This is a genomic window from Pseudomonas sp. SDO5215_S409, from assembly GCF_054071325.1.
The window spans coordinates 65,180-87,002 of sequence record NZ_JBSVWN010000002.1; the positions used below are offsets into that span (position 1 = coordinate 65,180).

General features: G+C 61.4%; 19 protein-coding genes. All 19 read left to right on the top strand.

The features are described 5' to 3' along the window. Positions 1-263: 263 nt before the first annotated feature. The 19 genes from mnmA (at position 264) to nuoM (ending at position 21,822) form a co-directional block, all read left to right on the top strand. The gene (mnmA, locus tag ACW9H9_RS01160) at positions 264-1,388 is read left to right on the top strand and encodes a tRNA 2-thiouridine(34) synthase MnmA (RefSeq protein WP_457341171.1); all 1,125 of its coding nucleotides are present in this window, start codon (positions 264-266) and stop codon (positions 1,386-1,388) included. Further along, positions 1,385-2,008 carry a high frequency lysogenization protein HflD gene (gene hflD, locus ACW9H9_RS01165; RefSeq protein WP_457341172.1) on the top strand — a complete coding sequence of 208 codons (624 nt, stop codon included), beginning with the start codon at positions 1,385-1,387 and terminating at the stop codon, positions 2,006-2,008. Before mnmA ends, hflD begins: the two co-directional genes overlap by 4 nt. Before the next feature lie 126 nt (positions 2,009-2,134). Beyond that, positions 2,135-3,505, top strand: a complete 1,371-nt coding sequence (gene purB / locus ACW9H9_RS01170; protein WP_457341173.1) for an adenylosuccinate lyase — start codon at positions 2,135-2,137, stop codon at positions 3,503-3,505. A gap of 84 nt (positions 3,506-3,589) precedes the next feature. Next, a complete protein-coding gene (locus ACW9H9_RS01175) occupies positions 3,590-4,756 on the top strand; it encodes a ribosomal protein uL16 3-hydroxylase (protein ID WP_457341174.1) in 1,167 nt (388 codons plus the stop codon). Next, on the top strand, positions 4,749-5,171 hold the full coding sequence (locus ACW9H9_RS01180) for a GNAT family N-acetyltransferase (RefSeq protein ID WP_457341175.1): 423 nt from the start codon (positions 4,749-4,751) through the stop codon (positions 5,169-5,171). The genes ACW9H9_RS01175 and ACW9H9_RS01180 overlap by 8 nt, the downstream gene beginning before the upstream one ends. Before the next feature lie 106 nt (positions 5,172-5,277). After that, entirely contained in the window at positions 5,278-6,015 is a 738-nt protein-coding gene (locus ACW9H9_RS01185; protein WP_457341176.1) for a secretin N-terminal domain-containing protein, read from the top strand. Positions 6,016-6,502: 487 nt separating this feature from the next. After that, the gene (gene aceA, locus ACW9H9_RS01190; RefSeq protein WP_457341177.1) at positions 6,503-7,828 is read left to right on the top strand and encodes an isocitrate lyase; all 1,326 of its coding nucleotides are present in this window, start codon (positions 6,503-6,505) and stop codon (positions 7,826-7,828) included. A gap of 525 nt (positions 7,829-8,353) precedes the next feature. Then, complete coding sequence (locus tag ACW9H9_RS01195; protein ID WP_457341178.1) at positions 8,354-8,767, top strand: NADH-quinone oxidoreductase subunit A; 414 nt, start codon at positions 8,354-8,356, stop codon at positions 8,765-8,767. Between the two features lie 10 nt (positions 8,768-8,777). Next, a complete protein-coding gene (locus ACW9H9_RS01200) occupies positions 8,778-9,452 on the top strand; it encodes a NuoB/complex I 20 kDa subunit family protein (RefSeq protein ID WP_457341179.1) in 675 nt (224 codons plus the stop codon). Positions 9,453-9,525: 73 nt separating this feature from the next. Next, on the top strand, positions 9,526-11,310 hold the full coding sequence (gene nuoC / locus ACW9H9_RS01205) for an NADH-quinone oxidoreductase subunit C/D (protein ID WP_457341180.1): 1,785 nt from the start codon (positions 9,526-9,528) through the stop codon (positions 11,308-11,310). Positions 11,311-11,312: 2 nt separating this feature from the next. Next, positions 11,313-11,810: an NADH-quinone oxidoreductase subunit NuoE gene (gene nuoE, locus ACW9H9_RS01210; RefSeq protein ID WP_457341181.1), complete on the top strand. Its 498-nt coding sequence runs from the start codon at positions 11,313-11,315 to the stop codon at positions 11,808-11,810. After that, on the top strand, positions 11,807-13,162 hold the full coding sequence (gene nuoF, locus ACW9H9_RS01215) for an NADH-quinone oxidoreductase subunit NuoF (RefSeq protein WP_457341182.1): 1,356 nt from the start codon (positions 11,807-11,809) through the stop codon (positions 13,160-13,162). Before nuoE ends, nuoF begins: the two co-directional genes overlap by 4 nt. A 134-nt stretch (positions 13,163-13,296) precedes the next feature. After that, positions 13,297-16,011: an NADH-quinone oxidoreductase subunit NuoG gene (gene nuoG / locus ACW9H9_RS01220; protein WP_457341183.1), complete on the top strand. Its 2,715-nt coding sequence runs from the start codon at positions 13,297-13,299 to the stop codon at positions 16,009-16,011. After that, on the top strand, positions 16,008-17,015 hold the full coding sequence (gene nuoH, locus ACW9H9_RS01225) for an NADH-quinone oxidoreductase subunit NuoH (protein WP_457341184.1): 1,008 nt from the start codon (positions 16,008-16,010) through the stop codon (positions 17,013-17,015). Before nuoG ends, nuoH begins: the two co-directional genes overlap by 4 nt. An 11-nt stretch (positions 17,016-17,026) precedes the next feature. Further along, the gene (nuoI, locus tag ACW9H9_RS01230; RefSeq protein ID WP_003174725.1) at positions 17,027-17,575 is read left to right on the top strand and encodes an NADH-quinone oxidoreductase subunit NuoI; all 549 of its coding nucleotides are present in this window, start codon (positions 17,027-17,029) and stop codon (positions 17,573-17,575) included. Positions 17,576-17,584: 9 nt separating this feature from the next. After that, positions 17,585-18,088 (top strand): NADH-quinone oxidoreductase subunit J, encoded by a 504-nt coding sequence (nuoJ, locus tag ACW9H9_RS01235; protein WP_457341185.1) that lies wholly within the window; start codon positions 17,585-17,587, stop codon positions 18,086-18,088. A gap of 2 nt (positions 18,089-18,090) precedes the next feature. Further along, entirely contained in the window at positions 18,091-18,399 is a 309-nt protein-coding gene (gene nuoK, locus ACW9H9_RS01240; RefSeq protein ID WP_457341186.1) for an NADH-quinone oxidoreductase subunit NuoK, read from the top strand. Further along, entirely contained in the window at positions 18,396-20,249 is a 1,854-nt protein-coding gene (nuoL, locus tag ACW9H9_RS01245) for an NADH-quinone oxidoreductase subunit L (RefSeq protein WP_457341187.1), read from the top strand. The genes nuoK and nuoL overlap by 4 nt, the downstream gene beginning before the upstream one ends. Before the next feature lie 40 nt (positions 20,250-20,289). After that, positions 20,290-21,822: an NADH-quinone oxidoreductase subunit M gene (gene nuoM, locus ACW9H9_RS01250; protein WP_457341188.1), complete on the top strand. Its 1,533-nt coding sequence runs from the start codon at positions 20,290-20,292 to the stop codon at positions 21,820-21,822. The last annotated feature ends 1 nt before the right edge of the window (position 21,823 follow it).

Here is a 21,823-nt window from a genome sequence, read left to right on the forward strand (position 1 = left end):
CGCCCTGGGTGAGTCCATTCATGTATACAAGGCAACCCTACCAAAGCATCTCTCATGCCAATCGCCTTGAACCCCGGTTTATCGGGGCTTGCAAGCCAGGGGCTGCGCGCAGGTGCGCCGAAGGGGGCCTGTTTTAGCGCGCGCCCCTGGCACCTGCGCCGAAACAGCGCAAGTGCGCCGGTCACTCAGACGTCCTTCTGTTTAGCCTTGAAGGCCGGGGCCTGATAGAATCGCGTCCTTTTTCAAGACACCCGTTGAAACCTATGCGTGATCCAGCCCCTTCTGACACACAAAAGAAGCGCGTCATCGTCGGCATGTCCGGCGGCGTGGATTCTTCCGTTTCCGCCGTCCTGCTGATGGAGCAGGGTTATGAGGTGGAAGGCCTGTTCATGAAGAACTGGGAGGAAGACGATGGAACGGAATATTGCACCGCCATGGACGACCTGGCCGACGCCCAGGCCGTGTGCGACAAGATCGGCATCAAGCTGCACACCGCCAACTTCGCTGCCGAGTACTGGGACAACGTGTTCGAGCACTTCCTGGCCGAATACAAGGCCGGGCGCACGCCGAACCCGGACATCCTGTGTAACCGCGAAATCAAGTTCAAGGCGTTCCTCGACTACGCCCTGATGCTGGGCGCCGACCTGATCGCCACCGGCCACTACGTGCGCCGCCGCGATATCGATGGCCGCACCGAACTGCTCAAGGGCCTGGACCCGAACAAGGACCAGAGCTATTTCCTGCACGCCGTCGGTGGCGAGCAAATCGCCAAGACCCTGTTCCCGGTGGGCGAACTGGAAAAGCCGCAAGTGCGCGCCATCGCCGAAAAACACGGCCTGGCCACGGCCAAGAAAAAGGACTCCACCGGCATCTGCTTTATTGGCGAGCGCCGTTTCAGCGACTTCCTCAAGCAGTACCTGCCCGCGCAACCGGGCGAGATCAAGACCACCGAAGGTGACGTGATCGGCCGCCACCATGGCCTGATGTACCACACCATCGGCCAGCGCCAGGGCCTGGGCATCGGCGGCCTCAAAGACGCCGGTGAAGAGCCGTGGTACGTGCTGGTCAAGGACCTAGAACACAACGAACTGATTGTGGGCCAGGGCAACGAACACCCGTGGCTGTTCTCGGGCGCCCTGCTCGCCTCCGACATTTATTGGGTCAACCCGATCGACTTGAGCGCTCCGCGCCGCCTGACCGCCAAAGTGCGTTATCGCCAGGGCGACCAGGCCTGCACGCTGGAGAAAACCGCCAGCGGCTACCGCGCCACGTTCGACGTACCGCAACGCGCGGTGACGCCGGGGCAATCGGTGGTGTTTTACGACGGTGAAATCTGCCTGGGCGGCGGTGTGATTGAAGTCGCGCAAGCCTGGAGCAGCCCGGCATGAGCCCGATCCAGGAGCAATTGACGGCGCTGGGCGGCGTGTTTCTGGCGGCGGTCCTGGTGGACAAGATCGCCCGGACCGGCCAGGTGACCGAAGCGGGCCTGGCCTGCATGCTGGGCAGCCTGCTGATCCGCGACCCCAAGGACACCCTTGAAGTGTACGGCGGCGATGACCTGGCGCTGCGCGACGGTTATCGCGCCCTGGTCGGCGCACTGGAGCGCGACCCGAGCACCTTGCAGCGCGAACCACTGCGCTACGCCCTGTCGATGCTTGGCCTTGAGCGCCAACTGGCCAAGCGCGACGACTTGCTCGACACCATTGGCAAGCGCCTGCCGCAGATCCAGTCGCAGGTGGAGCACTTCGGCCCGGCCCACGAAAACGTGATCGCGGCCGTCGGCGGCCTGTACCAGGACACCCTGAGCACCTTGCGCCAGCGTATCCAGGTGCATGGCGACATGCGCAACCTGCAGCAACCCAACAACGCGTCCAAGATCCGCGCCTTGCTGCTGGCCGGTATTCGTTCGGCGCGGTTGTGGCGCCAACTGGGCGGCCACCGCTGGCAGTTGGTGGTCAGCCGCCGCAAATTGCTCAAAGAGCTTTACCCGTTGATGCGCAACGAATAAGTCGCAGCAGCACGTCTTTTTCAGTAGTCCACGCGTAATACGCCGGTCAGTTGGCAACGGACCGGCGGATTTTTTTCATGTATGATGCGCGCCCCATTTCGTTGCCCGACTGTCCGAGAACACCCCATGCAGCTTTCTTCGCTCACTGCGGTTTCCCCTGTTGACGGCCGCTACGCCGGCAAAACCCAGGCCCTGCGCCCTATTTTCAGCGAGTACGGCCTGATCCGTGCCCGTGTTCTGGTTGAAGTGCGCTGGCTCCAGCGCCTGGCCGCTCACCCGGGCATTGGTGAAGTCCCGGCGTTTTCCGCCGAGGCCAACGCCGTGCTCAACGCCCTGGCCGACAATTTCGCGCTGGAGCACGCCGAGCGCGTCAAAGAGATCGAACGCACCACCAACCACGACGTCAAAGCCATTGAGTACCTGCTCAAGGAGCAGGCGGCCCAGTTGCCGGAACTGGCCAAGGTCAGCGAGTTCATCCACTTCGCCTGCACCAGCGAGGACATCAACAACCTGTCCCACGCCCTGATGCTGCGTGAAGGCCGTGATGACGTGATGCTGCCGCTGATGCGCCAGACCGCCAACGCCATCCGCGAGCTGGCCATCCGTTTTGCCGACGTGCCGATGCTGTCGCGCACCCACGGCCAACCGGCTTCGCCGACCACGCTGGGCAAAGAACTGGCCAACGTGGTGTACCGCCTTGAGCGTCAGATCGCTCAAGTGGCCGCCGTGCCGCTGCTGGGTAAAATCAACGGCGCCGTGGGCAACTACAACGCCCACCTGTCGGCCTACCCGCAGATCGACTGGGAAGAAAACGCCCGCGCCTTCATCGAAGACGAACTGGGCCTGGGCTTTAACCCCTACACCACGCAGATCGAACCGCACGACTACATCGCCGAGCTGTTCGACGCCATTGCGCGCTTCAACACCATCCTGATCGACTTCGATCGCGATATCTGGGGCTACATCTCCCTGGGCTACTTCAAGCAGCGCACCATTGCCGGTGAAATCGGTTCCTCGACCATGCCACACAAGGTCAACCCGATCGACTTCGAAAACTCCGAAGGCAACCTGGGCATCGCCAACGCACTGTTCCAGCACCTGGCCAGCAAATTGCCGATCTCGCGCTGGCAGCGCGACCTGACCGACTCCACCGTACTGCGCAACCTCGGCGTGGGCTTTGCCCACAGCGTGATCGCGTACGAAGCGAGCCTGAAGGGCATCAGCAAGCTTGAGCTCAACGAGCAGAAAATCGCGGCCGACCTGGACGCCTGCTGGGAAGTCCTGGCCGAGCCGATCCAGACCGTGATGCGCCGTTACAACATCGAAAACCCCTACGAAAAACTGAAGGAATTGACGCGCGGCAAGGGCATCAGCCCAGAAGCGCTGCAAACTTTCATCGATTCGCTGGACATGCCCGCGGCAGCCAAGGCCGAGCTGAAACAGCTCACCCCGGCCAACTACATCGGCAACGCCGTGGCGCAAGCCAAACGCATCTGATACATCGCAGCACCCTTGAGACGCCCGGCAGCGCCGGGCGTTTTCATTCCCGGCTGAAAAACGCTTTTTTTCAATAGGTTACATATGAATCCCGATATTCCACTTCAACTTCTGGGCGGCATCACGGCACGGGAATTCCTGCGCGACTACTGGCAGAAAAAACCGCTGCTGATCCGCCAGGCCATCCCTGACTTCGAAAGCCCGATCGACGCCGACGAACTGGCCGGCCTGGCCCTGGAAGAAGAAGTCGAGTCGCGCATCGTGATCGAACACGGCGAGCGCCCTTGGGAACTGCGCCGCGGCCCGTTCGCCGAAGACGCGTTCAGCACCCTGCCTGCGCGCGAGTGGACCCTGCTGGTGCAGGCCGTCGACCAGTTCGTACCGGAAGTCGCCGAGCTGCTGGAGCAGTTCCGCTTCCTGCCGAGCTGGCGCATCGACGACGTGATGATCAGCTTTGCCGCCCCGGGTGGCAGCGTGGGTCCGCACTTTGATAACTACGACGTGTTCCTGCTGCAAGGCCAAGGCAAGCGCAACTGGAAGATCGGCCAGATGTGCAACGCCGAAAGCCCGCTGCTGCAACACGCAGACCTGCGCATCCTCGCCGAATTCGAAGAGAGCGCCGAATGGGTGCTGGAACCGGGCGACATGCTTTACCTGCCGCCGCGCCTGGCCCACTACGGCATTGCAGAAGATGACTGCATGACCTATTCGGTGGGCTTTCGTGCACCGAGCGCCGCCGAAGTCCTGACCCATTTCACCGACTTTTTGAGCCAGTACCTGTCGGACGAAGAACGTTACACCGACGCCGACGCGCAGCCGGTCAGCGACCCGCATCAAATCCAGACGGACGCCCTGGACCGCCTGAAAAGCCTGCTGGCCGAGCACATGAGCGACGAGCGCATGCTGCTGACCTGGTTCGGCCAGTTCATGACCGAGCCGCGCTACCCAGAGCTGGTGGCGGGCGAAGAGCTGGAAGAACACGACTTTATCGGCAGCCTGGAAGACGGCGCGATACTGGTCCGCAACCCGAGCGCGCGCCTGGCCTGGTCAGAAGTGGACGACGACCTGCTGCTGTTCGCCAGCGGCCAGAGCCGCTACCTGCCGGGCAAACTGCGCGAGCTGTTGAAACTGATCTGCGCGGCCGATGCCCTGCACCTCGAAAACCTTACGCCATGGTTGGCGGACGAAGACGGCCGCGATCTGCTGTGCGAACTGGTCAAGCAAGGAAGCCTGGGGTTTGCCGATGAATAAAATTCACGTAAGTGTCGCGGACTGGCAAAAGGATATCGCCGAGATACGGCGCATTCGTGAAGCGGTATTCATCGCTGAACAATCGGTTCCACCTGAGCTTGAATGGGACGCAGACGACGCGGGCGCGGTGCATTTCCTCGCGTTTGAAGGCGACTTTCCTATCGGAACCGCCCGCTTGCTGCCCAGCGGTGAAATCGGGCGCGTGTCAGTCCTCAAGGACTGGCGCGGGCTCAAAGTGGGCGACAAGCTGATGGAAGCGGTGATTGGCGAGGCCGAAAAACGCGGCCAGGCCAAGCAGTTTCTGAGCGCACAGGTGTATGCCGCGCCGTTTTACGAGCGGCTGGGCTTCAAGATCGTCAGCGAGGAGTTCCTGGAAGTCGGCATTCCCCACGTCGACATGGTGCGCGAGGGCTGATCGCAGCCTTTGCCAGCCTCACACAATGCCCCACTATCATGTCGATAGCGGGGCATTTTGCTATCTTGGCCCCGTCGACTTTTTTCCTTCCGCAGAGATAACGGACATGTCCCTACGCACCCTGCTCACCACCCTGCTCCTGGCAACCAGCTTCCAGGTGTTGGCCGCCACCGAAGTCCTGCCCCTGAACAACCGCACCAGCACCGACCTGCTGCCCGTCGCGCAACACTTCCTCGGCAAGGACGGCACGGTCAGCGCCTATGGCAACCAACTGATCGTCAACGCCGAGCCGGACAAGATCCAGGGCTTGCGCGCCCTGCTCTCACAACTGGACACACCCGCCAAGCGCTTGCTGATCACCGTCGACACCAATGAAAGCAATCAGCAGAGCAGCGGCGACAGCCAGACGCGCATCATCAGCTACGGCACCGAAAGCCGCGACGATGGCATCCAGCAGATCCAGGCCAGCGAGGGCGTGCCGGCGCTGATTCAGGTGGGGCAAAGCGTACCTTTGACCACCACTCAGCAGGACAGCTACGGCCGCCTGCAAAATCAGACGCAATATCGCAACGTCACGCAGGGGTTCTATGTCACCGCCAGCGTCACCGGCGAAACCGTTCACCTGAGCATCAGTACCAATCGTGACCGCATGAGCCAGGAACGTCCCGATGTAGTGAATGTGCAAAGCACCGACACAACGGTCAGCGGGCAACTGGGTGAGTGGATCACCCTCGCGGGCGTCAACGGCCAGACCCAAGCCGACAAACAGGCTGGAACCCGCAGCTACTCTACCCAAGGGCGCGATGACCTGACGGTACGGGTGAAAGTCGACACCCTGAACTAAAGCACCAAAAACTGACTGACAAGTCGTATTAGACCAAAGATGTAGTGACCATAAAAAAGCACTACAAATCATTTGACGCCCCAAAAAAGCATGGGCATGATGGCCTCGCTCCCGCTAATCAGGGGCCCTGGCAAGGGCCTTCGGATCGCGCTCAAGGCCACCCCACCGAGCCGATCCGTGTCTGTACCGCCCACAAGGCGTGCTTGACGAGGTTGCGACTGGAACGAAGTTGTCCCGAGGGACGGAAGCTAACCAGGTAACCCGGCAACACTGACTTGCGCGCTCAAGGCCCACGACGCCCGAAGACCGTTTGCAGCACGCCCTTACCTGCTCGTCTCCCCCTCGAGCCCATCGTTCATCCCGTCGCCGCCTGCGCCGAACCCGACTTGACCGCCTACGCTTCTGGTCAGCGAGCCGCCATACCCACGCCCGAATACGTGGTTGGCAAACGGAATTTTCCACCCAAGACGCGACGAGGTTTATCTCCATGGCACTGACACGCGAACAGCAAATTGCAGCCCTTGAAAAAGACTGGGCTGAAAACCCGCGCTGGAAAGGCGTGACACGCACTTACTCCGCTGCTGACGTCGTCCGCCTGCGTGGCTCGGTTCAACCTGAGCACACTTTTGCAAAAATGGGCGCCGAGAAGCTGTGGAACCTGGTGACTCAGGGTGCCAAGCCGTCCTTTCGTCCCGACAAAGATTTCGTCAACTGCATGGGCGCCCTCACCGGGGGCCAGGCCGTGCAACAGGTAAAAGCCGGTATCCAGGCCATCTACCTGTCCGGCTGGCAAGTGGCGGCGGACAACAACTCCGCCGAGTCCATGTACCCCGACCAGTCGCTGTACCCGGTGGACTCCGTGCCTACCGTGGTCAAGCGCATCAACAACGCGTTCCGCCGGGCCGACCAGATCCAGTGGAAAGCCGGCAAGAACCCGGGCGACAAAGACTACATCGACTACTTCGCCCCGATCGTGGCCGACGCCGAAGCCGGTTTCGGCGGCGTGTTGAACGCCTATGAGCTGATGAAGAGCATGATCGAGGCGGGCGCTGCCGGTGTGCACTTCGAAGACCAATTGGCTTCGGTGAAAAAATGCGGCCACATGGGCGGCAAAGTACTGGTGCCGACCCAGGAAGCCGTCCAAAAGCTGACCGCTGCCCGCCTGGCCGCTGACGTTGCGGGCACGCCGACCATCATCCTGGCCCGCACCGACGCCAACGCAGCCGACCTTTTGACCTCGGACTGCGACCCGTACGACCAACCGTTCGTCACCGGCGAGCGCACCCAGGAAGGCTTCTATAAAGTGCGCGCAGGCCTCGACCAGGCCATCGCCCGCGGCCTGGCCTACGCGCCGTATGCCGACCTGATCTGGTGTGAAACCGCCAAGCCAGACCTGGACGAAGCCCGTCGCTTTGCCGAGGCGATCAAGAAGGAATACCCGGACCAACTGCTGTCCTACAACTGCTCGCCTTCCTTTAACTGGAAGAAGAACCTGGACGACGCGACCATCGCCAAATTCCAGCGCGAGCTGTCGGCCATGGGCTACAAGCACCAGTTCATCACCCTGGCGGGCATCCACAATATGTGGCACAGCATGTTCAACCTGGCGCACGACTACGCCCGCAATGACATGACCGCCTACGTGAAGCTGCAGGAACAGGAGTTCGCCGATGCGGCCAAAGGCTACACCTTTGTGGCGCACCAGCAGGAAGTGGGCACGGGTTACTTCGATGACATGACCACCGTGATCCAGGGCGGCAGCTCGTCCGTGACCGCACTGACCGGCTCCACCGAAGAAGAACAGTTCCACTAAGCACCCAATAACCGGCCATTGCGGGCCCAGGGAAGCACTCACCGCACTGCCGCACGCTTTGACGCCCCGACCTGTTCGGGGCGTTTTTTGCCCGTCAGAAAACGCCCGGTCGACTGCAAAAACATTGATCCAGAGCGGTACTTTCCCGCGCCAACTCGGTTAAAAGATCCCACTCAACAACTTGCGTAAATAGGAGCAAGTAACAACAACTTGCCCTGCTGCACCGCGGCGCTCTGCTTAGATCACCCGCAAACAATAACTATTATCATTTGGAGCATGAAAACTTCGTTACACGCTAAACAAAACATAATTCGCTAAAACCCGGCTAATGCCCGCCGCACAAGGGCTGCAGCCGCTCAGGACGCCAACAAGTGCTTATTCCAGCGAATAATTTCACTCTCGGAATTTTACTTGCCCGGTGTTTAGCCATAAAATCACCGCGATTGATTGCGCTGCGACATATCGTCACTGCATCGTTACTTTTTCAAGCTCAGAGACATTTGCTCTCTGTTAAGGATTCCCAGCATGACCGAAGCGACAGGACTCATGGCCCACAACTGGGGCTTTGCCATTTTCCTTCTCGGTGTTGGCGGCCTCTGCGCCTTCATGCTCGGTGTCTCCAGCCTCCTCGGGTCAAAAGCCTGGGGCCGCAGCAAAAACGAACCGTTCGAGTCCGGCATGCTACCCACAGGTGGCGCCCGCTTGCGGCTCTCTGCCAAATTCTATCTGGTCGCGATGCTCTTCGTGATCTTCGATATCGAAGCCCTTTTTCTCTTTGCCTGGTCTGTGTCCGTCCGCGAAAGCGGCTGGACCGGATTCGTCGAAGCCCTCGTTTTCATAGCAATTCTGTTGGCAGGCCTTGTCTACCTATTTCGAGTGGGCGCCCTTGACTGGGCTCCGGAAGCTCGTCGCAAGCGGCAAGCGAAGCTGAAACAATGAGGCTTTGGCGATGCAATACAATCTCACCAGGATCGACCCGGATGCTCCTAACGAGCAGTACCCCATCGGCCAACGGGAAACCGTTGCCGATCCGTTAGAAGACCAAGTCCACAAAAACATCTTCATGGGCAAGCTGGAAGACGTGCTGAGCGGCGCGGTCAACTGGGGGCGTAAAAACTCCCTGTGGCCGTACAACTTCGGCCTGTCCTGCTGCTACGTGGAAATGACCACTGCCTTCACGGCGCCCCACGACATCGCGCGCTTTGGCGCCGAAGTTATCCGGGCATCACCGCGCCAGGCAGACTTCATGGTCATCGCCGGTACGTGCTTTGTGAAAATGGCCCCCATCATCCAGCGTCTGTACGAGCAAATGCTCGAACCGAAGTGGGTGATTTCCATGGGTTCGTGCGCCAACTCCGGTGGCATGTACGACATCTACTCCGTTGTTCAAGGGGTGGACAAGTTCCTGCCCGTTGACGTCTACGTGCCTGGCTGCCCGCCTCGCCCTGAAGCGTTCCTGCAAGGCTTGATGCTGCTGCAAGAATCGATCGGCAAGGAGCGTCGCCCACTTTCCTGGGTTGTCGGAGATCAAGGCGTGTACCGCGCCGAGATGCCGTCACAAAAGGAAACGCGCCGTGAACAGCGTATTCAGGTAACCAACCTGCGCAGCCCCGACGAAGTCTGATCCAGACCGCTTGTTCTATTAGAACGAAAACCTGGCTTCATTCTTTACGTTGACCCAAAGCGATAAAAAGACCATGACTACAGGCAGTGCTCTGTACATCCCGCCTTATAAGGCAGACGACCAGGATGTGGTCGTCGAACTCAATAACCGTTTTGGCCCTGATGCCTTCACCGCACAGGCCACCCGCACCGGCATGCCGGTGCTGTGGGTGTCGCGTGCCAAGCTCGTCGAAGTCCTGACCTTCCTGCGCAACCTGCCCAAGCCGTACGTCATGCTCTATGACCTGCATGGCGTGGACGAGCGTCTGCGCACCAAGCGTCAAGGGCTGCCGAGCGGCGTCGACTTCACCGTGTTCTACCACCTGATGTCGATCGAACGTAACAGTGACGTGATGATCAAGGTCGCGCTGTCCGAAGGCGACCTGAGCGTGCCGTCCGTGACCAGCATCTGGCCTAATGCCAACTGGTACGAGCGTGAAGTCTGGGACATGTTCGGTATCGACTTCCCGGGCCACCCGCATCTGTCGCGCATCATGATGCCGCCGACCTGGGAAGGTCACCCGCTGCGCAAGGACTTCCCTGCCCGCGCCACCGAATTCGACCCGTTCAGCCTGAGCCTGGCCAAACAGCAACTGGAAGAGGAAGCCGCGCGTTTCCGTCCGGAAGACTGGGGCATGAAGCGCTCCGGCGCGAACGAGGACTACATGTTCCTCAACCTGGGCCCTAACCACCCTTCGGCCCACGGTGCCTTCCGTATCATCCTGCAACTGGACGGCGAAGAAATCGTCGACTGCGTGCCGGACATCGGCTACCACCACCGCGGCGCCGAGAAGATGGGCGAGCGCCAGTCCTGGCACAGCTACATCCCCTACACCGACCGTATCGACTACCTCGGCGGCGTGATGAACAACCTGCCGTACGTGCTCTCGGTCGAGAAGCTGGCCGGCATCCAGGTTCCGCAGAAGGTCGACACCATCCGCATCATGATGGCCGAGTTCTTCCGCATCACCAGCCACCTGCTGTTCCTGGGGACGTACATCCAGGACGTGGGCGCCATGACCCCGGTGTTCTTTACCTTCACCGACCGTCAGCGCGCCTACAAGGTCATCGAAGCCATCACCGGTTTCCGCCTGCACCCGGCCTGGTATCGCATCGGCGGCGTCGCCCACGACCTGCCACGCGGCTGGGAAAAGCTGGTCAAGGAATTCGTCGAATGGATGCCCAAGCGTCTGGACGAGTACACCAAGGCCGCCCTGCAAAACAGCATCCTCAAAGGCCGTACCATCGGCGTTGCCGCCTACAACACCAAAGAGGCCCTGGAATGGGGCGTCACCGGTGCAGGCCTGCGCTCGACCGGCTGCGACTTCGACCTGCGCAAAGCCCGCCCTTACTCCGGCTACGAGAACTTCGAGTTCGAAGTCCCGCTGGCGGCGAACGGCGACGCCTACGACCGTTGCATGGTGCGCGTCGAAGAGATGCGCCAGAGCATCAAGATCATCGACCAGTGCATGCGCAACATGCCGGAAGGCCCGTACAAGGCGGATCACCCGCTGACCACGCCGCCGCCTAAAGAGCGCACGCTGCAGCACATCGAAACCTTGATCACCCACTTCCTGCAGGTTTCGTGGGGCCCGGTCATGCCGGCCAACGAATCCTTCCAGATGATTGAAGCGACCAAGGGCATCAACAGTTATTACCTGACGAGCGACGGCGGCACCATGAGCTACCGCACCCGGATTCGCACCCCAAGCTTCCCGCACCTGCAACAGATCCCTTCGGTGATCAAAGGCGAAATGGTCGCGGACTTGATTGCGTACCTGGGGAGTATCGATTTCGTTATGGCCGACGTGGACCGCTAAGCATGAACAGCACGCTTATCCAGACAGACCGCTTCACCTTGAGTGAAGCCGAGCGCTCGGCCATCGAGCACGAGATGCATCACTACGAAGACCCGCGCGCGGCGTCGATCGAAGCCTTGAAGATCGTGCAAAAGGCACGTGGCTGGGTGCCGGATGGCGCCGTGTACGCCATCGGCGAACTGCTCGGCATCCCGGCCAGCGACGTTGAAGGTGTGGCCACGTTCTACAGCCAGATCTTCCGCCAGCCGGTCGGCCGCCACATCATCCGCGTGTGCGACAGCATGGTCTGCTACATCGGTGGCCACGAGTCCGTGGTCAGCGAGATCCAGAACAAGCTCGGCATCGGCCTGGGCCAGACCACCGCAGACGGGCGTTTCACGCTGCTGCCGGTGTGCTGCCTGGGCAACTGCGACAAGGCGCCGGCGTTGATGATCGACGACGACACATTCGGCGACGTCCAGCCTGCGGGCGTCACCCAATTGCTCGAGGGCTACCCATGACCCTGACCTCTTTCGGCCCGGCCAACCGCATCCAGCGGTCGCCCGAGACTCATCCGCTGACCTGGCGCCTGCGCGACGACGCCGAGCCTGTGTGGCTCGACGAGTACCAGGCCAAGAACGGCTACGCGGCAGCGCGCAAAGCCTTTGCCGACATGGCCCAGGACGACATCGTCCAGACCGTGAAAGACGCAGGCCTCAAAGGCCGCGGCGGTGCAGGCTTCCCCACGGGTGTGAAGTGGGGCCTGATGCCAAAGGACGAATCCATCAACATCCGCTACCTGCTGTGCAACGCGGACGAAATGGAGCCCAACACCTGGAAAGACCGCATGCTGATGGAGCAACTGCCCCATCTGTTGATCGAAGGCATGCTGATCAGCGCCCGTGCGCTGAAAACCTACCGGGGCTACATCTTCCTGCGCGGCGAATACACCACCGCCGCCAAGCACCTGAACCGTGCGGTGCAAGAAGCCAAGGCTGCGGGCCTGCTGGGCAAGAACATCCTGGGTTCGGGGTTTGACTTCGAACTGTTCGTGCACACCGGTGCCGGGCGTTATATCTGCGGTGAAGAAACCGCCCTGATCAACTCCCTCGAAGGCCGCCGCGCCAACCCGCGCTCCAAGCCGCCCTTCCCTGCCGCCGTGGGCGTGTGGGGCAAGCCGACTTGCGTGAACAACGTCGAAACCCTGTGCAACGTGCCGGCGATCATCGCCGACGGCGTGGACTGGTACAAATCCCTGGCCCGCGAAGGCAGCGAAGACATGGGCACCAAGCTCATGGGCTTCTCCGGCAAGGTCAAGAACCCTGGCCTGTGGGAGCTGCCCTTCGGCGTGACCGCACGCGAGCTGTTCGAGGACTACGCCGGTGGCATGCGCGACGGCTACACCTTGAAAGCCTGGCAGCCGGGTGGTGCTGGCACCGGGTTCCTGCTGCCCGAGCACCTGGACGCCCAAATGTACGCCGGTGGCATCGGCAAAGTCGGCACCCGCATGGGCACCGGCCTGGCCATGGCGGTGGACAACACCGTCAACATGGTGTCGCTGCTGCGCAACATGGAGCAGTTCTTTGCCCGCGAATCCTGCGGCTTCTGCACCCCATGCCGCGACGGTTTGCCGTGGAGCGTGAAGCTCTTGATGTCCCTGGAAAAAGGCGAAGGCCGCGAGGGTGATATCGAAACCCTGCTGGGTCTGGTCGGTTTCCTGGGCCCGGGCAAGACCTTCTGTGCTCACGCACCGGGCGCCGTAGAGCCATTGGGCAGCGCAATCAAATACTTCCGCTCGGAGTTCGAAGCCGGCATCGCGCCCACCAGCGCCGCCGTCCCGCCTCTGGCAAGGCCGATCGTAGTCGGCGCGTAACGCTTAAAAAAGCGGAGGGGCACCCCCTTCGCTTTGTCATGTGATGGCGCCTTCAAGGCTGTGTTGATGCACATGAATAACAAGATTCCATTAGCCACGCCCGCTGACACCGGGCCAACGAAGAACTTTGAACCATGGCCACTATCCACGTAGACGGCAAAGCGCTCGAAGTCGACGGGGCGGACAACCTGTTACAGGCTTGTCTGTCGCTAGGCCTCGACATCCCGTATTTCTGCTGGCACCCCGCTTTAGGTAGCGTCGGTGCCTGTCGCCAGTGCGCGGTCAAGCAGTACACCGACGAGAACGACACCCGGGGTCGTATCGTCATGTCCTGCATGACGCCTGCCACCGACAACACCTGGATCTCCATCGACGATGAAGAGTCCAAGGCCTTTCGCGCAAGCGTTGTGGAATGGCTGATGACCAACCACCCACACGACTGCCCGGTGTGTGAGGAAGGCGGTCACTGCCACCTGCAAGACATGACCGTGATGACCGGCCACAACGAGCGCCGTTATCGCTTCACCAAACGCACCCACCAGAACCAGGACCTCGGCCCGTTCATTTCCCACGAAATGAACCGCTGCATCGCCTGCTACCGTTGCGTGCGTTTCTACAAGGACTACGCGGGCGGCACCGACCTGGGCGTGTACGGCGCCCACGACAACGTGTACTTCGGTCGCATCGAAGACGGCGTGCTGGAAAGCGAGTTCTCCGGCAACCTCACCGAGGTCTGCCCGACCGGTGTGTTCACCGACAAGACGCACTCCGAGCGCTACAACCGCAAGTGGGACATGCAGTTCGCCCCGAGCATCTGCCATGGCTGCTCCAGCGGTTGCAACATCTCGCCGGGCGAACGTTATGGCGAACTGCGCCGTATCGAAAACCGCTTCAACGGTTCCGTGAACCAGTACTTCCTGTGCGACCGTGGCCGTTTCGGCTATGGCTACGTCAACCGCGAAGACCGCCCACGCCAGCCATTGCTGGCCAACGGCGCCAAGCTGAGCCTGGACGACGCACTGGACAAGGCCGCCGAGCTACTGCGCGGGCGCAACATCGTGGGTATCGGTTCGCCCCGCGCAAGCCTTGAGAGCAACTACGCGTTGCGCGAGCTGGTGGGTGCCGAGCACTTCTACTCGGGTATCGAGGCCGGTGAGCTGGAGCGCATCCGCCTGGTGCTGCAAGTGCTCAACGACAGCCCGCTGCCCGTGCCGAACATGCGCGACATCGAAGACCACGACGCCATCTTCGTGCTTGGTGAAGACCTGACCCAAACCGCTGCCCGCGTAGCCCTGGCCCTGCGCCAGTCGGTCAAGGGCAAGGCCGAAGACATGGCCGAAGCCATGCGCGTTCAGCCTTGGCTCGACGCGGCCGTGAAAAACATCGGCCAGCACGCGCTGAACCCGCTGTTTATCGCAAGCCTGGCAGAAACCAAGCTGGACGACATCGCCGAAGAGTGCGTGCACGCAGCCCCCGACGACCTGGCTCGCATCGGTTTCGCCGTGGCCCACGCCCTGGACGCCAGCGCCCCTGCCGTCGAAGGCCTGGACGCCGAAGCCCTGGAACTGGCCAAGCGCATCGCCGAGGCCCTGCTGGCCGCCAAGCGTCCCTTGATCATTGCCGGGACCTCGCTGGGTTCCAAGGCCCTGATCGAAGCCGCCGCCAACATCGCCAAGGCCCTGAAGCTGCGCGACAAGAACGGTTCAATCAGCCTGGTCGTGCCAGAGGCCAACAGCCTCGGCCTGGCCATGCTCGGTGGTGAATCGGTCGATGCGGCGCTGCAAAGCGTGATCGACGGTAAAGCCGACGCCATCGTGGTACTGGAAAACGACCTGTTCACCCGCACCGACGCCGCCAAGGTGGACGCCGCGCTGAACGCAGCCAAAGTGCTGATCGTGGCCGACCACCAGAAGACCGCCACCAGCGATCGTGCCGACCTGGTCCTGCCCGCTGCCAGCTTCGCTGAAGGCGACGGTACGTTGGTGAGCCAGGAAGGCCGCGCCCAGCGCTTCTTCCAAGTGTTCGATCCCAAGTACATGGACGCCAGCATCCTGGTTCACGAAGGCTGGCGCTGGCTGCATGCCCTGCGCGCAACCTTGCTGAACCAACCGATCGACTGGACCCAACTCGACCACGTCACCTCTGCCGTTGCCTCGAGCACCGCGCAACTGGCGGGCATCGTCGACGCGGCGCCGTCTGCCGCGTTCCGCATCAAGGGCATGAAACTGGCGCGCGAGCCGCTGCGTTACTCCGGTCGTACGGCCATGCGCGCCAACATCAGCGTGCACGAACCGCGTACCCCGCAAGACCCGGACACCGCGTTTGCCTTCTCCATGGAAGGTTACTCGGGCTCCGCCGAGCCGCGCCAACAAGTGCCGTTCGCCTGGTCGCCGGGCTGGAACTCGCCGCAGGCCTGGAACAAGTTCCAGGACGAAGTCGGTGGTCACCTGCGCGCTGGCGACCCAGGCACCCGCCTGATCGAAAGCACCGGTGATGCGCTGAACTGGTTCCCGGCCGCCACCCGGCCGTTCAACCCGGCCCAGGGCACCTGGCAGGTCGTGCCGTTCTTCCACCTGTTCGGCAGCGAAGAGAACTCGTCCAAGGCCGCGCCGGTGCAAGGGCGCATTCCAGAGGCCTACGTGTCCCTGGCCAAGTCCGAAGCCGATCGCCTGGGCGTCAACGACGGTGCCCTGCTCAGCCTGAACGTCGCGGGCCAGACCCTGCGCTTGCCGCTGCGCATCAACGAAGAACTGGGCGCCGGCCTGGTGGCCTTGCCTAAAGGCATCGCTGGCATTCCGCCTGCCATCTTTGGCAAAACCGTTGACGGTCTGCAGGAGGCAGCGCAATGACCTGGTTCACCCCTGAAGTGATCGACGTGATCATTGCGGTCCTCAAGGCGATCGTGGTGCTGCTGGCCGTGGTGGTCGCCGGTGCCCTGCTCTCCTTTGTGGAACGTCGCCTGCTGGGCTGGTGGCAGGACCGTTACGGTCCGAACCGCGTCGGCCCGTTCGGCATGTTCCAGATCGCTGCCGACATGCTCAAAATGTTCTTCAAGGAAGACTGGACACCGCCCTTTGCCGACAAGGTGATCTTCACCCTGGCACCGGTCGTGGCCATGAGCGCCTTGCTGATCGCCTTCGCGATCATCCCGATCACCCCGACCTGGGGCGTGGCGGACCTGAACATCGGCCTGCTGTTCTTCTTTGCCATGGCGGGCCTGTCGGTCTACGCGGTGCTGTTCGCCGGTTGGTCGAGCAACAACAAGTTCGCCCTGCTGGGCAGCTTGCGGGCTTCGGCCCAAACCGTGTCCTACGAAGTGTTCATGGGCCTGGCGCTGATGGGCATCGTGGTGCAGGTTGGCTCGTTCAACATGCGCGACATCGTTGAGTACCAGGCACAGAACTGGTGGTTCATCCTTCCGCAGTTCTTTGGTTTCTGCACCTTCTTCATCGCAGGCGTCGCCGTGACTCACCGTCACCCGTTCGACCAGCCGGAAGCGGAACAGGAACTGGCCGACGGTTACCACATTGAATACGCCGGCATGAAATGGGGCATGTTCTTCGTTGGCGAGTACATCGGCATCATCTTGATCTCGGCCCTGCTGGTCACGCTGTTCTTTGGCGGCTGGCACGGTCCGTTCGGCATCCTGCCGCAGTTGGCTTTCTTCTGGTTCTTCTTGAAGACCGCGTTCTTCATCATGCTGTTCATCCTGCTGCGCGCTTCCATCCCGCGTCCACGGTATGACCAGGTGATGGATTTCAGCTGGAGATTCTGCCTGCCGCTGACCCTGATCAATTTGCTGGTGACTGCTGCCGTGGTGCTGATGCACACGCCAGCGGGCGCGGTTCAGTGAGGATTTGACCCATGTTCAAATATATTGGCGACATCGTTAAGGGTACTGGTACCCAACTGCGAAGCCTGGTGATGGTGTTCGGTCACGGCTTTCGCAAACGCGACACCCTGCAATACCCGGAAGAAGCGGTGTACCTGCCGCCGCGCTATCGCGGCCGCATTGTGCTGACCCGCGACCCCGATGGCGAGGAGCGCTGCGTGGCCTGCAACCTGTGCGCCGTGGCGTGCCCGGTGGGCTGCATCTCCCTGCAGAAAGCTGAAACCGAAGACGGTCGCTGGTACCCGGACTTCTTCCGCATCAACTTCTCGCGTTGCATTTTCTGCGGCCTCTGCGAGGAAGCTTGCCCGACCACCGCGATCCAGCTGACACCGGATTTCGAAATGGCCGAGTTCAAACGTCAGGACCTGGTGTACGAGAAAGAAGATCTGCTGATCTCTGGTCCCGGTAAAAACCCTGATTACAACTTCTATCGTGTTGCAGGTATGGCCGTTGCCGGTAAGCCCAAGGGCGCCGCACAAAACGAAGCCGAGCCGATCAACGTGAAGAGCTTGCTGCCTTAAGGAAGAAAGATGGAATTCGCTTTCTATTTCGCGTCCGGTATTGCAGTGGTGTCCACGCTTCGCGTGATCACCAACACCAATCCTGTGCACGCCCTGCTCTACCTGATCATTTCGTTGATCGCCGTGGCCATGACGTTCTTCAGCCTCGGCGCACCGTTCGCCGGTGTGCTGGAAGTGATCGCCTATGCCGGCGCCATCATGGTGCTGTTCGTGTTTGTGGTGATGATGCTCAACCTGGGGCCGGCTTCGGTCGCCCAGGAACGCGTCTGGCTCAAGCCCGGCATCTGGCTCGGCCCGGTGGTACTGGCCGCCTTGCTGCTGGCTGAACTGCTGTATGTCTTGTTCGCTCACCAGAGCGGCCAGGCCATCGGCCACACCACCGTAGATGCCAAGGCCGTGGGCGTCAGCCTGTTCGGCCCGTACCTGCTGGTGGTCGAACTGGCGTCGATGCTGCTGCTTGCCGCAGCCGTCACCGCCTTCCACTTGGGCCGCAACGAAGCCAAGGAGCAATGACGATGCCTGCTATCCCTTTGGAGCATGGTCTGGCGGTCGCCGGCATCCTGTTCTGCCTTGGCCTGGTCGGCCTGATGGTCCGCCGTAACATTCTGTTCGTGTTGATGAGCCTGGAAATCATGATGAACGCTGCGGCACTGGCATTCATCGTGGCGGGCAGTCGTTGGGCGCAGCCGGATGGACAAGTCATGTTCATCCTGGTGATCAGCCTGGCAGCCGCCGAGGCCAGTATCGGCCTGGCGATCCTGCTGCAACTGTATCGTCGCTTCCACACGCTTGATATCGACGCTGCCAGTGAGATGCGCGGATGAACATGATCTTTCTGACTTTCGTATTTCCCCTGATCGGTTTCCTGCTGCTGTCGTTCTCTCGCGGGCGCTGGTCAGAAAACCTCTCGGCCCTGGTGGGCGTGGGGTCCATTGGCCTGTCGGCGATCGTCGCCGCCTACGTCATCTGGCAATTCAACGTGGCGCCGCCAGAAGGCGGCCACTACACCCTGGTCTTGTGGAAATGGATGGCGGTGGAAGGCTTCAAGCCGGACTTCGCCCTCTACATCGACGGCCTGTCGATCACCATGCTGGGCGTGGTGGTGGGCGTAGGCTTCTTGATCCACCTGTTCGCCTCCTGGTACATGCGCGGTGAAGCGGGCTACTCGCGCTTCTTCTCGTACACCAACCTGTTTATCGCCAGCATGCTGTTTTTGGTACTGGGCGATAACCTGTTGTTCCTGTACTTCGGCTGGGAAGGCGTGGGCCTGTGCTCGTACCTGTTGATCGGTTTCTACTACAGCAACCGCAACAACGGGAACGCCGCACTCAAGGCGTTCATCGTGACCCGGATCGGCGACGTGTTCATGGCCATCGGCCTGTTCATCCTGTTCCAACAAGTGGGCACGCTGAACATCCAGGAACTGCTGGTGCTGGCACCGCAAAAGTTCCAGGTCGGCGACTTCTGGATCACCCTCGCGACCCTGATGCTGCTGGGCGGCGCCGTCGGTAAATCTGCGCAACTGCCGCTGCAAACCTGGCTGGCGGACGCGATGGCTGGTCCTACCCCTGTTTCGGCACTGATCCACGCCGCCACGATGGTAACCGCCGGTGTCTACCTGATCGCACGTACCCACGGCCTGTTCACCCTGGCGCCGGAGATCCTGCACCTGGTTGGCCTGGTGGGTGGCGTGACGCTGGTGCTGGCAGGTTTTGCCGCACTGGTGCAGACCGACATCAAGCGTATCCTCGCCTACTCCACCATGAGCCAGATCGGCTACATGTTCCTGGCCCTGGGCGTGGGTGCCTGGGACGCGGCGATTTTCCACCTGATGACCCACGCCTTCTTCAAGGCCCTGCTGTTCCTTGCCTCCGGTGCGGTGATCGTTGCCTGCCACCACGAGCAGAACATCTTCAAGATGGGCGGCCTGTGGAAGAAACTGCCGTTGGCCTACGCAAGCTTCATCGTCGGCGGTGCCGCCCTGGCCGCCCTGCCGCTGGTGACCGCCGGTTTCTACTCCAAGGACGAAATCCTCTGGGAAGCCTTTGCCAGCGGTAGCCAGGGTCTGCTGTATGCAGGCCTGGTCGGCGCGTTCATGACCTCGCTGTACACCTTCCGCCTGATCTTCATCACCTTCCACGGTGAAGCCAAGACCGAAGCACACGCAGGCCACGGCATTTCCCACTGGCTGCCGTTGTCGGTGCTGATCATTCTGTCGACCTTCGTCGGCGCCCTGATCACGCCGCCACTACACGGTGTACTGCCACAAAGCGTCGGCCATGCCGGCGGCGAAGCCAAGCACAGCCTGGAGATCGCCTCGGGCGCTATCGCCCTGGCCGGTATCCTGCTGGCCGCGCTGCTGTTCCTGGGCAAGCGCCGCTTCGTCAGCGCCATCGCCAACAGCGGCATCGGCCGCTTCCTGTCGGCCTGGTGGTTCGCGGCGTGGGGCTTCGACTGGATCTACGACAAACTGTTCGTCAAGCCTTACCTTGCGATCAGCCATGTACTGCGCAAAGACCCGCTCGACCAGACCATCGGTTTGATCCCGCGTGCAGCCAAAGGCGGTCATAACGCCATGAGCCGCAGCGAGACAGGCCAATTGCGTTGGTACGCAGCCTCCATGGCGGCGGGTGCCGTGCTGGTGATCGGCGCCATTGTTTTGGTAGCGGTCTGACTATGAACGTTGCGAAATTGCACAAGGAAACGAGCCCGTCATGATTCTGCCCTGGCTAATCCTGATCCCCTTTATCGGCGGCCTGCTCTGCTGGCTGGGTGAGCGCTTCGGCGCCACCCTCCCCCGCTGGATCGCGTTGCTGACCATGTCCCTGGAACTCGCACTCGGCCTCTGGCTGTGGGCCCACGGCAACTATTCCTTCGCTCCGGCACCGGGCGTCGATCCCACCTTCGCGCTTGAGTTCAAGCACGTCTGGATCCAGCGCTTTGGCATCAACGTGCACCTGGCCCTCGACGGCCTGTCGCTGTTGATGATCCTGCTGACCGGCCTCTTGGGTATCCTCTCGGTACTCTGCTCCTGGAAAGAGATCCAGCGTCACGTGGGCTTCTTCCACCTGAACCTGATGTGGATCCTGGGCGGCGTCGTCGGCGTGTTCCTGGCGCTGGACCTGTTCATGTTCTTCTTCTTCTGGGAAATGATGCTGGTGCCGATGTACTTCCTCATCGCGCTCTGGGGTCACAGCTCTTCGGACGGCAAGAAAACCCGGATCTACGCAGCGACCAAGTTCTTCATCTTCACCCAGGCGTCCGGCCTGATCATGTTGGTGGCGATCATTGGCCTGGTGCTGGTCAACTTCAACAACACCGGCGTGATTACCTTCAACTACGCCGACCTGTTGAAGACCAAGATGTCGCTCACCACCGAGTACATCCTGATGCTGGGCTTCTTCATCGCCTTTGCCGTGAAGCTGCCGGTCGTACCGTTCCACTCCTGGTTGCCTGACGCTCACGCCCAGGCGCCGACCGCAGGTTCCGTGGACCTGGCCGGTATCCTGCTCAAGACCGCGGCCTATGGCCTGCTGCGTTTCGCCCTGCCGCTGTTCCCGAACGCGTCGGCCGAGTTCGCACCCATCGCCATGACCCTGGGCCTGATCGGGATTTTCTACGGCGCGTTCCTGGCCTTCGCGCAAACCGACATCAAGCGTCTGATCGCCTTCTCGTCCGTTTCCCACATGGGTTTCGTACTGATCGGCATCTACTCCGGCAGCCAGCTGGCGTTGCAAGGCGCAGTGATCCAGATGCTGGCCCACGGTGTTTCGGCCGCCGCGCTGTTTATCCTCAGCGGCCAGTTGTACGAGCGCCTGCACACCCGTGACATGCGTGAAATGGGTGGCGTGTGGTCACGCATCGCGTACCTGCCGGCCATCAGCCTGTTCTTTGCAGCCGCGTCCCTGGGCTTGCCGGGCACCGGTAACTTCGTCGGCGAGTTCCTGATCCTGATCGGCAGCTTCGTCGGGGCTCCGTGGATCACCGCCATCGCCACCTCCGGCCTGGTGTTCGGTTCGGTGTACTCGCTGATCATGATCCACCGTGCGTACTTCGGCCCGGCCAAGTCCGACACCGTCCTGCAAGGGATGGATGCCCGTGAACTGATCATGGTGCTCGGCCTTGCGGTCTTGCTGATCTACATCGGCGTGTACCCACAGCCGTTCCTGGACACCTCCGCCGCCACCATGCATGGCGTGCAGCAGTGGTTCAGCACCGCCTTCACTCAACTCGCTTCGGCCCGGTAAG